General features: G+C 30.8%; 15 protein-coding genes and 1 other RNA gene. All 16 read left to right on the top strand.

What is annotated here, in order from left to right:
* The 16 genes from cdd to KQI68_RS08990 all read left to right on the top strand — a co-directional run bounded on the left by cdd (position 1) and on the right by KQI68_RS08990 (position 15,263).
* Positions 1–402, top strand: a complete 402-nt coding sequence (gene cdd / locus KQI68_RS08915) for a cytidine deaminase (protein ID WP_216549794.1) — start codon at positions 1–3, stop codon at positions 400–402.
* Positions 402–1,307 (top strand): GTPase Era, encoded by a 906-nt coding sequence (era, locus tag KQI68_RS08920; RefSeq protein WP_216549795.1) that lies wholly within the window; start codon positions 402–404, stop codon positions 1,305–1,307. The genes cdd and era overlap by 1 nt, the downstream gene beginning before the upstream one ends.
* Complete coding sequence (gene recO, locus KQI68_RS08925; protein ID WP_216549796.1) at positions 1,291–1,992, top strand: DNA repair protein RecO; 702 nt, start codon at positions 1,291–1,293, stop codon at positions 1,990–1,992. The genes era and recO overlap by 17 nt, the downstream gene beginning before the upstream one ends.
* 9 nt (positions 1,993–2,001) lie before the next feature.
* Entirely contained in the window at positions 2,002–2,886 is an 885-nt protein-coding gene (locus tag KQI68_RS08930) for a glycine--tRNA ligase subunit alpha (RefSeq protein ID WP_216549797.1), read from the top strand.
* A complete protein-coding gene (gene glyS, locus KQI68_RS08935; RefSeq protein ID WP_216549798.1) occupies positions 2,879–4,948 on the top strand; it encodes a glycine--tRNA ligase subunit beta in 2,070 nt (689 codons plus the stop codon). The genes KQI68_RS08930 and glyS overlap by 8 nt, the downstream gene beginning before the upstream one ends.
* Before the next feature lie 16 nt (positions 4,949–4,964).
* A complete protein-coding gene (gene ccpN, locus KQI68_RS08940; RefSeq protein ID WP_216549799.1) occupies positions 4,965–5,594 on the top strand; it encodes a transcriptional regulator CcpN in 630 nt (209 codons plus the stop codon).
* Positions 5,595–5,602: 8 nt separating this feature from the next.
* Positions 5,603–6,424 carry a pyruvate, water dikinase regulatory protein gene (locus KQI68_RS08945; protein ID WP_216549800.1) on the top strand — a complete coding sequence of 274 codons (822 nt, stop codon included), beginning with the start codon at positions 5,603–5,605 and terminating at the stop codon, positions 6,422–6,424.
* Positions 6,425–6,428: 4 nt separating this feature from the next.
* Positions 6,429–7,439 (top strand): deoxyguanosinetriphosphate triphosphohydrolase, encoded by a 1,011-nt coding sequence (locus KQI68_RS08950; RefSeq protein ID WP_216549801.1) that lies wholly within the window; start codon positions 6,429–6,431, stop codon positions 7,437–7,439.
* Positions 7,440–9,224, top strand: a complete 1,785-nt coding sequence (gene dnaG / locus KQI68_RS08955) for a DNA primase (protein WP_216549802.1) — start codon at positions 7,440–7,442, stop codon at positions 9,222–9,224.
* A complete protein-coding gene (gene rpoD / locus KQI68_RS08960; RefSeq protein WP_216549803.1) occupies positions 9,217–10,320 on the top strand; it encodes an RNA polymerase sigma factor RpoD in 1,104 nt (367 codons plus the stop codon). The genes dnaG and rpoD overlap by 8 nt, the downstream gene beginning before the upstream one ends.
* Positions 10,317–11,006 carry a tRNA (adenine(22)-N(1))-methyltransferase gene (locus KQI68_RS08965; protein ID WP_216549804.1) on the top strand — a complete coding sequence of 230 codons (690 nt, stop codon included), beginning with the start codon at positions 10,317–10,319 and terminating at the stop codon, positions 11,004–11,006. The genes rpoD and KQI68_RS08965 overlap by 4 nt, the downstream gene beginning before the upstream one ends.
* The gene (locus KQI68_RS08970) at positions 10,990–11,763 is read left to right on the top strand and encodes a Nif3-like dinuclear metal center hexameric protein (RefSeq protein ID WP_216549805.1); all 774 of its coding nucleotides are present in this window, start codon (positions 10,990–10,992) and stop codon (positions 11,761–11,763) included. Before KQI68_RS08965 ends, KQI68_RS08970 begins: the two co-directional genes overlap by 17 nt.
* A gap of 24 nt (positions 11,764–11,787) precedes the next feature.
* Positions 11,788–12,114: RNase P RNA component class A (gene rnpB, locus KQI68_RS08975), an RNA gene on the top strand.
* Between the two features lie 156 nt (positions 12,115–12,270).
* Entirely contained in the window at positions 12,271–13,404 is a 1,134-nt protein-coding gene (locus KQI68_RS08980; RefSeq protein ID WP_216549806.1) for an NlpC/P60 family protein, read from the top strand.
* Positions 13,405–13,624: 220 nt separating this feature from the next.
* On the top strand, positions 13,625–14,596 hold the full coding sequence (locus tag KQI68_RS08985; protein ID WP_216549807.1) for a helix-turn-helix domain-containing protein: 972 nt from the start codon (positions 13,625–13,627) through the stop codon (positions 14,594–14,596).
* A 73-nt stretch (positions 14,597–14,669) separates the two neighbouring features.
* A complete protein-coding gene (locus KQI68_RS08990) occupies positions 14,670–15,263 on the top strand; it encodes an MptD family putative ECF transporter S component (RefSeq protein ID WP_216549808.1) in 594 nt (197 codons plus the stop codon).
* The last annotated feature ends 48 nt before the right edge of the window (positions 15,264–15,311 follow it).

Here is a 15,311-nt window from a genome sequence, read left to right on the forward strand (position 1 = left end):
ATGAATAAAGAAAAATTAATTGAACTTGCATTAAAAGCAAGAGATGAAGCCACTTACACACCATATTCTCATTTTAATGTGGGATGTGCAGTTGAAATGGAAGATGGATCAGTTTACAGTGGCGGAAATATAGAAATATCTTCTTATTCGCCTACAAATTGTGCTGAGAGAACGGCAATATTTAAGGCAGTATCCGAAGGAAAAAGAGAAATTAAAAAAATCGCAGTAGTTGGAGATAACGAGGACACATTTCCATGTGGAGTTTGCAGACAAGTTATTAGAGAATTTTCAAAAGATCCTGAAATAATAATTGCAAATTCAACAACTGATTACAAAGTCTTCACTATGGAAGAAATTCTTCCGCATTCCTTTGGACCAGAAGACCTTTTAGGAGAAAAATAATGACAGAAAACAATTTTAAATCGGGTTATGTCTCAATCATAGGCAGACCTAATGTTGGCAAATCTACACTTTTAAATCAAATAATTGGTGAAAAGATTTCTGCCATTTCTAATAAACCACAGACGACAAGAGAAAACATAATTTTTATTCATACAGATGATGATTCACAAATTATATTTTTAGACACTCCCGGTATTCAAAAACCTAAGAACAAATTAGGTGAATTTATGCTTAAGGAATCTAAAGAAGGAATTGAAGAATCTGATATTGTTACTTATATTGTCGATGTTTCCACAAGAATAGGAAGACAGGAAAGAGCAATTATAGACATGCTTAAGGAATATAAGGGAGAAATTCCAATTATTCTTCTTGTAAATAAAATTGACACTATAAAAAAAGATGAACTTTTAAATATTATTTCCATGTATTCAGACGAGGAAATATTTGATGAAATCATTCCAATTTCAGCTATTTCTGGAGATGGAACTGACATCTATCTAGATACACTTAAAAAATATTTAAAACCTGGGCCAATGTTTTATCCAGATGACATGATTACAGATAGAAATGAAAGATTTATTGTAAGTGAGTTAATTAGAGAAAAAGGACTTAAATATTTAAAAGAAGAAGTGCCTCATGGACTTGCAATATCTATTGAAAAATTCAAAAAAAGAGAAGATAAAAATATTTACGACATAGATTGCAATATTTATGTTGAAAGAGAAACTCACAAGGGAATTATTATCGGAAAGGGCGGCAGTATGCTTAAACAAATTGCCACTGAGGCCAGAGAAGATGCTGAAAGACTACTAGATGCCAAGGTAAATTTACAGATTTGGGTAAAAGTTGAGAAAAACTGGAGAGAAAAGGAAAATCTGGTAAAGAAATTTGGCTACAGTAAATAACTACACTTATGGCATAGTCTTAAACGATATGTCCTTTGGCGAGAGTTCTAAAATAATTAAGGTTTTTACTAGAGATATGGGAAAAATCTCAATCATGGTAAAAGGTGCAAAATCAAGTCATTCGAAGAATCTTTCTGTATCCCAAATTTTTGGAGTAAATGAATACCTTTTAAAAAAGGGACAGAGTTTTTATTACATTCAAGAAGGAAAAATCATAGAGACAAATTTTAACATTAGAAATAATTATTGGAATTTAATTTATGCTTCACTTTTATCAGAAATTCTTGAAAAGTCTAGCGTAGACGAGCATTCCAATAAAAAGATTTTCGATCTTTTTAGAAAGACACTTATGCTTTTTAATACCACTAAAGACCCAATTGGTCTTGCAATGGCCTTTGAGCTCAAGTATCTTACATTTATTGGCTACAAGCCAAGGCTTGATGTTTTAGAAGAAAATTACTTTTCTGTAAGAGAGGGAGTTATTGATTTTCAAAATTCCTCATCTTATAAAGTAACAAAAAGTGATTTAGAATATTTAAATTCTCTTTTATATAATAAATTAGAAGATATAGAAGATTTAAAAATAGAAGAAAATACAAAAAAGTTTTTACACAAAATCTTAATAGATTATATTAAATACAATTTAGAAATAAGCAGTTTCAAGTCTAATAAGCTGTTTAGTTAGGAGGAAAAAATGTATTTCCAAGACTTAATTTTAACATTGGAAAATTACTGGAAAGAAAAGGGAGCAATTATTTTGCAACCTTACGACATTGAAAAGGGTGCAGGAACTATGAATCCTCACACTTTCTTAAGATCATTAGGACCAGAAGAGTGGAAGGTAGTTTATGTAGAACCTTCAAGAAGACCGGCTGATGGTAGATATGGTGAAAATCCAAATAGACTTTATCAACATCATCAACTTCAAGTTATTTTAAAACCATCTCCAGAAGATGTACAACAACTATATTTAGATTCTCTATTCGCAATTGGAATCGACCCAAAGAAACACGACATCAGATTTGTTGAAGACAACTGGGAATCTCCTACACTTGGTGCATGGGGACTTGGTTGGGAAGTTTGGCTTGATGGCATGGAAGTTACACAATTTACTTATTTCCAACAAGTTGGTGGAGTGAACCTTGATCTTGAAAGTGCAGAGCTTACTTATGGACTTGAAAGAATTGCAATGTATCTACAAAATGTAGAGTCAGTTTATGATATTAAATACAATGAAAATATAACTTATGGCGAAGTTTTCAAGACTAATGAATACGAACATTCTAAATATGCCTTTGAACTTGCTGATATTGATATGTTAAGAACTAATTTTGACATGTTTGAAAAGGAAGCAGAAAGAATTATTAATGAAGGCGTCGTAATTGATGCTTATGATTACACTTTAAAATGTTCACATGCTTTTAATATGCTTGATGCTAGAGGAGCACTTTCAGTTTCTGAAAGAACTTCATACATCGGTAGAGTTAGAAATCTTGCTAGAAAAGTTGCAAAAACATATCTAAAACAGAGAGAGGAAATGGGTTATCCTCTTTTAAAAAGAGGTGAAGACAATGAATAACTATTTACTTGAAATTGGAGTTGAAGAATTGCCTTCAAGATTTGTCAATATGGCAATCAACCAACTTGAAGAAAAATCAAATAAATTATTAGTGGAAAATGAACTTAGTTTTGAAGATATTTCTGTTTTCGCAACACCAAGAAGACTTAGCCTTATTATAAAGGGACTTAGCGATAAACAAAATGACACACAAAAAGAAGTCAAGGGTCCCTCAGTTAAGATTGCATATGATGAAGATGGAAAACCTACAAAACCACTTGAAGGTTTTATGAAATCTCAAAACATTACAGAAGATGACATAATTACAAAAGAAGTAAAAGGTGTAGATTATGTATTTGCCAATATTTCTTCCGTAGGTAGAGACTCCTCAGAAATTTTAAAGGAAATTATGCCAGGTCTTATTAAAGACATTAATTTCCCTAAGAATATGAGATGGGGCGGCAAAAACATCAGATTTGCAAGACCTATTAGATGGGTTGTTTCACTTCTTAACGACAAAGTTGTAGAATTTGATTTTGAAGGAATTGAAGTTTCAAATAAAACTAATGGCCATAGATTCTTAGGTTCTTCAAATATTGAAATAGATAATGTAGAAAACTACGAAAAATTACTTGAAGAAAATTATGTAATTTTAAATCAAAATAAAAGACGTGAAATCATAAAATATGAATCAGCAAAAATTGCAAAATCTCTAGGTGGAGAAATTCATGAAAATGAAGATTTACTGGAAGAATTGACTTATATCGTAGAATATCCAACTCCAATGAAGGGAAGAATTAAAGATGAATATTTAATTCTACCTAAAGAAGTTGTAACAACAACTATGATTGACCACCTAAGATATATTCCAGTTTATGCAGAAAATGGAGAACTTCTTCCAAACTTTATCACTGTAAGAAATGGTAATAGAGATTATGAAGATATAGTAATCGAGGGAAATGAAAAGGTACTTGGAGCAAGACTTGAAGACGCTAAATTCTTCTACGAAGATGATATTTCAAGACCTCTTGAAGATTATGTAGAAAACTTAAAGGGAGTTTTATTCCATGACCAACTTGGCTCAATGCTCGAAAAGCAAAAAAGAGATGGAAAGATTGCAAAGAAAATCGGTCAACTTCTTTCAGTAGCAGATGAAGCAATAGAGGCACTTGATAGAGTTGCATATCTTTCAAAAGCTGATTTGACTACAAAAATGGTTATTGAGTTTACAGAACTTCAAGGTGTAATGGGAGAAATTTATGCATTAAATTCTCACGAAAAGGAAATTGTTGCAACAGGAATTAGAGAACAATACCTACCAAAATTTGCTGGAGATGAACTTCCAAAGTCAAATGTTGGAGCAATCTTCTCAATAGCAGATAAAATTGATACAATAGCTGGACTTTTTGCAATTGGAGAAATTCCAACAGGTTCAACTGACCCTTTTGCACTTAGAAGATCAGCAATTGGTATTATAAATATAATTAGAAACAATGACTGGAAATTCAATCTTAATGAAGTAATTGAAACAAGTCTATATGAATACATTAACGACTTAGGTCTTACTTTTAATCATGAAGAAGTAATTTCAAATATTGAAGAATTTATCTTTGGAAGAATTAAGACTATGCTTCAAGATGAAGCAATTAGATATGACATCATTGATGCTGTATTAATTCCTGGCACTCCAATTAATCAAATATTTGAAAGAGCAGTTAAGTTAAATAAATGGTTTGAAGATGATAGAACTGCTTTTATTGACTCCTTTGTAAGAATTAATAATTTAACTAAGGATGTAGATGATACAAAAATCGATAAAGATTTATTAAAAGAAGAAGCAGAAGAAAATCTTTACAACAAATACAGTGAATTAACTGAAGAAATTAACAATAACATTAGTTCAGCAAATTACGACAAGGCAATGGATGAGCTTGATGAACTTGTGCCATACATTGAAGCTTTCTTTGAAAATGTAATGGTAATGGATGAAAATTTAGATATTAGAAGAAATAGGCTTGCCCTTATAAATTCAATAGAAGAAGATATTCAAAAAATACTAAAAATTGAAAAAATTGTAGATTGACAAGGCCGGTGAGGAAATGAATTTTAGCCAAAGGCAGACAAAAATAATAGAAATTGTAAGAGATAATGGTCCCATAACAGGGGAAGAAATTGCAGAAAAACTAAGTCTGTCAAGAGCGACAATTAGATCTGACCTATCAGTTCTCACAATGATTAATATCATTGGAGCAAGGCCAAAAGTTGGATATTTTTACACTGGTAAATCAACAATGTCACTTATGGCAGAGGATTTGAAGAGACAAAGAGTAGAAGACTATATGTCTCTTCCATTTTCTGTAGATAAAAAGACTTCAGTTTATGATGTAATAGTTGGACTATTCTTAGAAGATATGTCATCTATGTTCGTAACAGATGAAGGTTTTTTAGCAGGAATTGTATCTCGAAAGGACTTAATTAGATTTACAATTGGAGGAGCAGATATTAAAGAAACTCCAGTCAGTGTAATAATGACAAGAATGCCAAATATATTTTATGTCACTAAAGACACAACAGTTTATGAGGCTGCAAATTTAATTGTTTCAAAGGGAGTAGATTCACTTCCTGTAGTTAAAACAAAAAATGATATAGATTATGAAATAATTGGAAGATTTACAAAAACTAATGTCACAAGGCTTTTTGTTGACGTCTGTGATGGAGAAATTATTTAGGAGATAACATGGATAATTTAGATAATCAACTATATATATTTGTAATTTCTGATTCCATTGGAGAAACTGGAGAGCTTATTGCTAAGAGTTCAGTTAGACAATTTGAGTCAGATAACTACCAAATTTTTAGATACCCTTATCACAATTCTGTAGAGCAAATTAAACCAGTTTTAGAAAAAGCTGCAAAAATTAAAAATAGTTTAATTGTCTATACTAATGTTGTGCAAGAAACTAGAGAATATATTAAGAAAAAGGCTCATGAATTAAATCTTCACACAGTTGATGTAATGGGAGAGCCTATGGATCAAATAGAGGATATCTTGGGTTATGAACCACTTAGAGAGCCAGGACTTATAAGAAGACTTGATGAAAATTATTTCAAAAAGGTTGAATGTGTTGAATTTGCTGTAAAATACGACGATGGCAAAGACCCTCGCGGTGCAAAAAAGGCGGATTTATGTCTTGTTGGGATTTCAAGAACATCTAAGACTCCACTTTCAATGTATCTTGCCAATAAACTTTTAAAGGTTGCAAATATTCCACTAGTACCCGAGGTGCCAGTGCCTAAGGAAGTTTATGAAAAAGATGTTAATAAGATAATTGGACTTACAGCAAATCCTGAAAAAATAATTTCAGTAAGAGAGCAAAGACTTAAATCACTAGGTCTTACTTCTGGTGCAAAGTATGCAAATTATGACAGAATTCGTGAAGAATTAGATTATTCTAAACAAGTTATGGAAGAGCTAGGTTGTTTTGTAATTGATGTTTCTGACAAGGCAATTGAAGAAACTGCCGAGATAATTTTAAAACATATAAGAGCAGGGAAGTGAAATAATGAATTTAAGAGTTGAGCGAGAAGAACTTGAACATAAAATGTTATTTGACTTTGCAACTTTTGCAGACTCAAATTTAGGTAGAAAAAATCCTGAAGAAAAATGCCCTTTGAGAACTGATTTTCAAAGAGACAGAGATAGAATTATTCACTCAAAATCCTTTAGAAGATTAAAACACAAGACTCAAGTTTTTATATCACCAGAAGGAGACCATTTTAGAACAAGACTTACTCACACTCTTGAAGTCAGCCAAATTGCAAGAACTATTGCAAGAGCCTTAAGATTAAATGAAGATTTAGTCGAAGCAATCTCACTAGGCCATGACCTGGGGCACACTCCTTTCGGGCATTCCGGAGAAGCAGTGCTCGATGAATTAAAAGAAGGTGGATTTAGTCATTCTAAGCAATCACTTAAAGTTGTAGATTTCTTAGAAATTTCTGATAAGAGAGTTGGACTAAATTTAACAGAAGAAGTTAGAGATGGAATAGTAAATCATTCTGGAGACAATAATGCCAGCACTCTAGAAGGCAAAATCATAAAGTTTGCAGATAGAATTGCCTACATCAATCACGATATAGATGATGCAATTAGAGCTGGAATTATTTCAGAAGATGACCTTCCAAAACACTTAATAAAAGTCCTTGGAGACACTTCATCAAAAAGAATCAATACAATGATTAACGCAATTATAAATAAAAGCTACGGAAATCCTATTGTCGAGATGCAAGATGAAGTTTATCAGGCGACAATGGAGCTTAGACAATATATGTTCAAGAGAGTTTATCTCGATGATGTTGTTAAAAGCGAAGAAGTTAAGATTAAAAGACTTCTCACAGAATTATATAAATTCTATGAAGAAGATTTAGATAGAATCCCTAACAATCACCTTAACATTTATGAAAATCATGAAGACAAGGGCGAGATAGTCACAGATTATATTGCGGGGATGACAGATACATTTGCAATGAAACAAATTAAGAATATTTTTATTCCAAAGGGGTGGAGCATTTAATTGTTTGTAATTGATGATAATGTTCTCGATGAGATAAGAGATAGAGCGGATATTGTAGATCTCATTGGAGAATATGTTGAGCTTAAAAGGTCAGGTTCAAATTACATGGGGCTCTGCCCTTTTCATTCTGAAAAGACTCCTTCTTTTTCAGTTTCTCCTTCGAAGGGCATTTTTAAATGCTTTGGTTGTGGCGAAGGTGGAGATGTCATAACCTTTATAATGAAAAGAGAAAATCTTGGATTTAGAGAGGCTGTTGAGTTTTTAGCAGAAAAATATAATATTACTCTTAGAGAATACAGAGATGAAAATAAAGAAGCTCGCAACAAAAAAACAAGACTCTATGAAATAAATAGAGAAGCTGCACTATATTTTTTAAAGAATTTACAAAAATCAACTAAAGCCATTAATTATTTAAAAAATCGTGGACTTAGCACCAAAACTATGGCAAAATATGGTCTTGGCTATTCAGAAGATTCATGGACTGCACTTTATGATTATCTTACTAAACTTGGATACAAGGAAGAGGAAATCTTTGAAGTAAATTTAATTTCTAAATCTAAAGCTGGAAAATACTATGATAGGTTTAGGGATAGAGTTATGTTTCCAATTATAAATAGAAATAACAATGTAATTGGGTTTGGAGCAAGAGGCTTTGGAGATGCAAAGCCAAAATATTTAAATTCCACAGAGACTCCAATATTTCACAAGGGAAGTAATATTTTTAATATGAATATTATTTCAAAAGAATCCTCACGTGAGAGAATTATTTTAGTTGAAGGATACATGGATGTTATAAGTCTTTATAATAGTGGTATAAATTATAGTGTAGCAAGCCTTGGTACTTCGCTTACAGAAGAACAGGCTGTTTTAATAGGAAAAATGGCTAAAGAAATTTATATTTGTTATGATAGCGATGCAGCTGGTATTAATGCCACTTTAAGGGCAATTGATATCTTTATTTCCAAATCCATTAAGCCAAAGATTGTAGAGTTAGGGGACGGACTAGATCCCGATGATTATGTTAAGAAGTTTGGACTTGAGGGTTTTGAGAAAAAAATAAATGAAGCAATTTCCTATATTGAATTTAAAATTAAAAGGCTTAAGGAGAACTTTAATTTAAAAGATAGCCAAGGTCTATCAAACTTTTCTATGGAATCTGCTAAAATTTTTGCAGGTATTATTAATCCCATTGAAAGGGATGTATTTGTCAGAAAGTTTTCTGCAAATTACAATATTTCCACGGAAGCAATTAATAATTATATAAATTATATTTTAAGAAATAAGAGAAAAGAAAAGAAAAAGAAAAGTTACAGTGTAAACAAAAATGTGGTAGTTGACACTAAGACCAAGGCTCAAAAGGAACTATTATCTTACTCTTTACTTCACAAAGATATTTACAAACATATCAAAGACAAAATCGAAATAACATATTTTACTAATATGAATTCAAGAATACTTTTTGAAGAAGCTCCTAAAATATTTCAAGATGAAATGGAAATTTCAGACTTTTTAAATGATTTAGTTGAAAAAAAGATAATTGATGAAGATTTTGCCAGAGAAATTTCAAATATTACAAAAAATATTGAAGTAAATAATAAGGTAATAGACGAATTAATTTCAACACTTGAGAGAAATTATCTTAAGAATGAAAAAGAAAAAATTCTAGAAAATATTGAAAAACTTCAGGGTGAAGAGGACAAAAATCTTTTGCTCCAAGCTCTAAATGATTTAAAAGAAATTAATTTAAAGCTAAATGAGTTAAAAGAGGAGGGAAATTATGAGTGATAAACAAAAGTCCAATGACATTTCAAAAGAATCGACAATAGAAGATTTATTAAAAACTGGAAAGAAGAAAGGAAAGCTGACTTATGATGAAATAGGTGAAGCTTTAGAAGAATATCCAATTGATTCTGACGAAATTGATTCAATATATAAAGACTTCGAAAAAGAAGGAATTAATATAGTAAATGATAAAAATGTCAAAGATGAAGATGAAGATGACGATGAAGAAATAGATGTATCAAAAGAAGATTTGTCAGTGCCTAAGGGAGTTACAGTTGATGACCCAGTTAGGATGTATCTTAAAGAAATTGGTAAGATTTCACTTTTAACTGCAGATGAAGAAGTTGAAATTGCAAAGAGAATGGAAGCTGGGGATCCTTTTGCAAAAAAGGAACTTGCTGAAGCCAATCTAAGACTTGTAGTATCAATTGCAAAGAGGTATGTAGGAAGAGGTATGAGCTTTCTTGATTTAATTCAAGAGGGTAACCTTGGACTTATGAAAGCAGTAGATAAATTTGACTACACGAAAGGGTTTAAATTCTCAACTTATGCAACGTGGTGGATTAGACAAGCTATTACTAGGGCAATTGCAGACCAAGCAAGAACAATAAGAATTCCAGTTCATATGGTAGAAACAATCAATAAACTTGTAAGAGTTCAAAGACAACTAGTTCAAGAATTAGGAAGAGACCCTCAACCAGAAGAAATTGCAGCAGAAATGAATTTAGATGTAGAAAGAGTTAGAGAAATACAAAAGATTGCTCAAGAACCAGTGTCTTTAGAAACTCCAATAGGAGAGGAAGAAGATTCACATCTTGGAGACTTTATACCTGATGAAGAAATTCTTTCGCCATCTGATGCGGCAACTTTCACACTTCTTAAGGAACAATTAAATACAGTTCTAGAAACACTTACGGAAAGAGAAAAGAAAGTGTTGACACTTAGGTTTGGTCTTGATGATGGCAGAGCGAGAACTCTTGAAGAAGTTGGCAAGGAATTTGACGTAACAAGAGAAAGAATTAGACAAATTGAAGCCAAGGCTCTTAGAAAACTTCGTCACCCAAGTAGATCAAAGAAATTAAAGGATTATTTAGAATGATAAAATTATCAAAGAGACTACAAAAAATTGCTAGCTTAGTTGATTTAAATTCAAAAGTTATAGATGTGGGCACAGATCATGGATATGTGCCCAATTTTTTATGCGAAAAAAATATTTCAAGAGATGTAATTGCGACAGATATCTCAATGAACTCCTTGGAAAAATCAATTGAACTTACAAAAAAATTAAATAACGATGACAAAATTAGAAATATACTTTGCGACGGGATTTATAATGAATATAGAGACAATATAATTATTGCAGGTCTTGGCGGAATTCAAATTGCAGAAATAATCGAAAAGTCTATAGAAATTTCAAAGGTGGCAAATAAATTAATTCTTCAACCAATGCAAAAAAATCATATATTAAGACGAGAGCTTTACAATATGGATTTTGATATAATTGATGAAGAAATAGTTTATGAAGACAATAGATATTTTGAGATTATTATTGCAAAATACACTGGAGAAAAAATAAATTACGAAAATTCTGATATATATATTTCTAAAGCACAAATTAAAAAGAAAAATCGAGTATTTTTAGATTCATTAATAGAAAGAAAAAAGAATTTAAAAAATATAATCGAAAACTTTAACAGCAGTAGCAATGAAGCCTTAAAGAGAAAAGAAGAATTAATAGAGCTTTATAAAAAAATGGAGGAAGCCATAAATGAAATATCAAATTAAAGAAATTAAAGAGTTTATGACAAATTGGGCGAAAGATGAATATCAACTTTCATGGGACAATTCTGGAAGTCAAATAGAATTTAATGAAAAGACAGATTCTGTTGTAGTAGGAATGGATTTAACAGATGAATTAGTTGATCTCGCAATTAAAAATGGGTCAAAATTAATAGTTACTCATCACCCAATGTTTTTCTCCGGAGTAAAAAATATTATTGAAAATACTTATTCTGGGGATAATATAATTAAGCTCATTGAAAATAGAATTTCAGTGTTTTCTTATCACACTTCCATGGATATTGCTGATGATGGAGTTAATGACAGCCTATTTGAAAAATTAATGCTAAAAAATAAAGAAGTCCTAATTTATGAAGAAGAAAAACCAATGGGATTAGTTGGAGAGTTAAAAATATCTCACGATTTAAAAGGACTTTTAGATGGACTTAGAGATATTTTAGATTTAGAAAATATTAGAGTCTATGGAAAAGAAAGAGAGATAAATAAGGTTGCACTAATGGGTGGAGCTGGAGCAGACTTTTTAAGAGAAGCTATAAAAATAGGTGCAGATGCATATATTACTGGCGATGTAAAATATCACGATGGACAAAGTGCCTACGAAAACGAAATAATTTTAGTGGACATTGGTCACTTCCACTCAGAAAAATTTATCATTCCTAAAATCGAAAAGAATCTTAAAGATAAATTCGAAGACTTAGAAGTTCACACTCTTATGAAATCATCTTATGAGCTTGATTTTTAAGGAAATTATGGTAAAATTAATTGGTAAGTAAGTTGGTCAATTGCGCCATGTGCGAGGAAAGTCCGCGCTCCACAGAGCAAGGATGCTGGCTAACGGCCAGTGGGGGCGACCCTAAGGATAGTGCAACAGAGAGATACCGCCATTAATGGTAAGGGTGGAAAGGCGAGGTAAGAGCTCACCAGATTATTAGTGATAATAATGCTATGTAAACCCCATTCGGAGCAAAACCAAATAGGAACAACAGATGCTGCTCGTATCTGCCGGTAGGTAGGTTGCTAGAGGCTAATGGCAACTTTAGCCCAAGATAGATAATTGACAAAACAGAACGCGGCTTATAGACTTACTTATTTTAAAAAGTTACAAAAAGGTTAAAAAGAATTTAACTTTTTTGTAACTTTTTGTTGTTTTTTTGTAATAATTTTGCTATACTATTAAAAGATAAAAAAGTTAGATGGAAAAAAGAAATTTTTTGTAAATAGATTATTAATAGTATAGGAGTTGTTAGTATTGTTTTCCTTAAAAAATAAATTGCCCCTAGGATTATTTGCACTATGTGCAGTATCTGTTGTAGGTATGAAAGATACGGGAGTATTTATTAACGAACATGTACAAAAAACATATAGCGGTAATGAAATAGAATTTTCAATTGGAGAAAAAGTAGAAATCTTAGAAAATAATGGATCTACATATTATGTATCCAAGGGAAAAGCTAAGGTTACTATTCCACAAGAAAAGATTTTACTTACAGAAGTTGATGCACCAAACTACAAAGTAGTTAAAGCTAGTCCAATCTTAGATGACAATGGACAAATTATAAGAAGTCTATTCGTAGATGAAGTAGTAGTTGGAGTTTCATCTGAAGAAAATACAATAAAAGTTAAATGTAGTGACGGAACTGTTGGAAATGTTGATAGAAAAGCATTAGAAAAAGTTTCTCAGTCAAAAGAAAATATCACAGAAATTAAAGTTAAAAAAGACGTTGTTGCAGCTAATATGCAAGGACAAAAATTACAACTTAAAAAAGGTCAAACAGTTAATGTTATTGACTTTATAAATGGAAATTTCATCATTGTAGACAATGGTATTAAATATAGTGTTGCTTATCCAAATCTTGACATAACAGCGGGAGTTAAGGTTGACAGAGATGAGTACCAAGATGAAATTGAAAAAGAAATAATTAAGGCTAAAGAAGCACAAGCTAAAGAAACTGAGAAAAAAGAAGAAAAGAAAGAAAATTCTCAAATTAAAAAAGCATCACCTGCTAATGGCTCAAAAGCAGCTCAAGTTATCTCTTCTGCTCAAGATAAATTAGGATCTACATATGTATATGGAGATACTGGTAAAGCAGGATATGACTGTTCAGGACTTATTTATTCAATTTATAAAAATGAACTTGGAATTTCACTTCCTAGATCTTCAAGAGAACAATCTGGATTTGGTACCCAAGTATCAAAATCAGATTTACAACAAGGAGATTTAGTATTCTTTAATACAACTGGAAGCGGCGTAAGCCATGTTGGTATTTACATTGGTGATGGACAGTTTATTCACGCATCTTCAGGACAAAAGAAAGTAATTACATCTTCACTTTCAGAAGGATATTACGAACAAAGATATGTAAATGCAACAAGAGTATTGTAATTAAAACATAATAAAGATTTTAAAGCAGTTCTAATATTAGAGCTGCTTTTTTGTATTATTAAGGCTCTATAATATCTTATGGTAATCCTAAAATATTATAGAGTCTTTATTTTTTTAAAATCAATATTAGAATTTTCTCAAAATATTAATTAATTTTTTCTAATAAATTTGATACAATAAATATGATAATACATATCAATTTAGAATTGAGGTCGATGTCATGGATTTTATGAGTCATCTTTATGGAAGAAACAAAAATGAGATAATTAAAAATAAAAAGGGAAAAATTTATCAATTCAATAAATCAGAAGATGAAAAATATATTGTAACTGAATATGATGTATTTAAAGGTATAAAAGTTTTTTATAACGACAGGCATACTTCTAAAATAACTTCAAATATATATGAATCTAAAAATTATGACAAAAGATACGAAATAAATCACTGTAGAGAAGGAAGATTTGAATGTATTTTAAGAGATGGTACTGTGACATATATGGAGGCTGGAGATTTTGCAATTAATCCTTTAAACAATAGATCAAAGGAGTCTTTCTTTCCAATAAATCATTATCATGGTGTAACTTTTTATATAACACCTTCAGAGTTTGATGATGAAATACATAATTTAGAAAAGATGTATGGGATTAGTTATGATTTAATACTTAGAGAATTGTGCCAGAATGATAAACTTTTTATTCAAAGATCTACACCTGAAATAAAGCATATTTTTTATGAAATTTATAAAGTTCCAGAAGATGTAGTTATTGAATATTTAAAGGTTAAATTTCAAGAATTGTTCTTATATTTAAAAACTATTAAGAACAATGAATATTATAGCGAAAGACAATATTTTCTTAAGAGTAACATCGATATAGTAAAGAGAATCAATGAATATATTTCTAACAATTTTAACAAAACTTTGACATATGATGAGTTATCGGAAATTTTTAATATAAAAATAACTACAATGAAAAATTGTTATAAAAGCATTTTTGGAGAGACAATAAACGAAACTATAATAAAAAATAGACTCGAGAAGGGAGCAGAACTACTTAAAAATTCATCTCTTACAATTACTGAGATTGCAATAGAAGTTGGTTATACTGATCATTCAAAATTCTCAAATGCTTTTAAAAAGAAATACAATATTACTCCTTCTGAATATAAAAAATTGTCTGAAATAGCTTTTTAAGTCTAATTGGTCAAGAAATAAAAAAGACGAATTGTTATCATAAATATAAATCAAAAAAGAAGGAGGAATTTTTATGGATAACACAAAAAGATTATCAATAAAGGACCTAGCGACTATAGGTATTTTTTCGGCAATAATGATTGTAGTTTTTCTTGCCTTTTCCATGATAACTGGTGCATCTTTATTTTTTAATATGATTCTTAATGCTGTATTTGTGGCATTAATTTTAGGACCATTTTTCTATTATATGGCTATGAGAGTTGGAAAGCCTGGAGTGGCACTTATTTATAATTTACTTCATGCGATAATGGCTGCACTTTTCATGGGTCCTTTTATGTTCCCTTGGTTTTTAGGCGGAGGAATTCTTGCAGAACTGGCACTTTTAGGTAAAGATAGTTATAGAGATCCAAAGAGAATTACTATTGCTTGGATTATCACATCACTAACTAGAGCAGCCCATGGTATGAGTGAAATTTGGTTTTTTAGAGATGCTTTTCTTAAAACAGGAGTATCTGAAGAACAAATACAAATTCAGACAAAGTATTATACAGATCCTAAATGGGTTTGTATTTCTTTAGCACTTACAGTAGTGGCGGCTATTTGTGGATGCTATTTAGGATATAAAATGACAGAAAAACATTTTAAAAAGACAGGAATAATAAAGTAATGCATTTGGATCTACGTTCCAAGTTTGCGGTATTTTTATGTACAGTAT

Origin of the sequence: Peptoniphilus ovalis (assembly GCF_018919265.1) — a bacterium.
GTDB classification, from domain to species: domain Bacteria; phylum Bacillota; class Clostridia; order Tissierellales; family Peptoniphilaceae; genus Peptoniphilus_A; species Peptoniphilus_A ovalis.

Excerpts from the sequence above, each read along its gene's own strand:
- cdd (WP_216549794.1), top strand. The coding sequence starts at position 1 with ATGAATAAAGAAAAATTAATTGAACTTGCATTAAAAGCAAGAGATGAA.
- era (WP_216549795.1), top strand. The coding sequence starts at position 402 with ATGACAGAAAACAATTTTAAATCGGGTTATGTCTCAATCATAGGCAGA.
- KQI68_RS08930 (WP_216549797.1), top strand. The coding sequence starts at position 2,002 with ATGTATTTCCAAGACTTAATTTTAACATTGGAAAATTACTGGAAAGAA.
- glyS (WP_216549798.1), top strand. The coding sequence starts at position 2,879 with ATGAATAACTATTTACTTGAAATTGGAGTTGAAGAATTGCCTTCAAGA.
- ccpN (WP_216549799.1), top strand. The coding sequence starts at position 4,965 with ATGAATTTTAGCCAAAGGCAGACAAAAATAATAGAAATTGTAAGAGAT.
- KQI68_RS08945 (WP_216549800.1), top strand. The coding sequence starts at position 5,603 with ATGGATAATTTAGATAATCAACTATATATATTTGTAATTTCTGATTCC.
- KQI68_RS08950 (WP_216549801.1), top strand. The coding sequence starts at position 6,429 with ATGAATTTAAGAGTTGAGCGAGAAGAACTTGAACATAAAATGTTATTT.
- rpoD (WP_216549803.1), top strand. The coding sequence starts at position 9,217 with ATGAGTGATAAACAAAAGTCCAATGACATTTCAAAAGAATCGACAATA.
- KQI68_RS08965 (WP_216549804.1), top strand. The coding sequence starts at position 10,317 with ATGATAAAATTATCAAAGAGACTACAAAAAATTGCTAGCTTAGTTGAT.
- KQI68_RS08970 (WP_216549805.1), top strand. The coding sequence starts at position 10,990 with ATGAAATATCAAATTAAAGAAATTAAAGAGTTTATGACAAATTGGGCG.
- KQI68_RS08985 (WP_216549807.1), top strand. The coding sequence starts at position 13,625 with ATGGATTTTATGAGTCATCTTTATGGAAGAAACAAAAATGAGATAATT.
- KQI68_RS08990 (WP_216549808.1), top strand. The coding sequence starts at position 14,670 with ATGGATAACACAAAAAGATTATCAATAAAGGACCTAGCGACTATAGGT.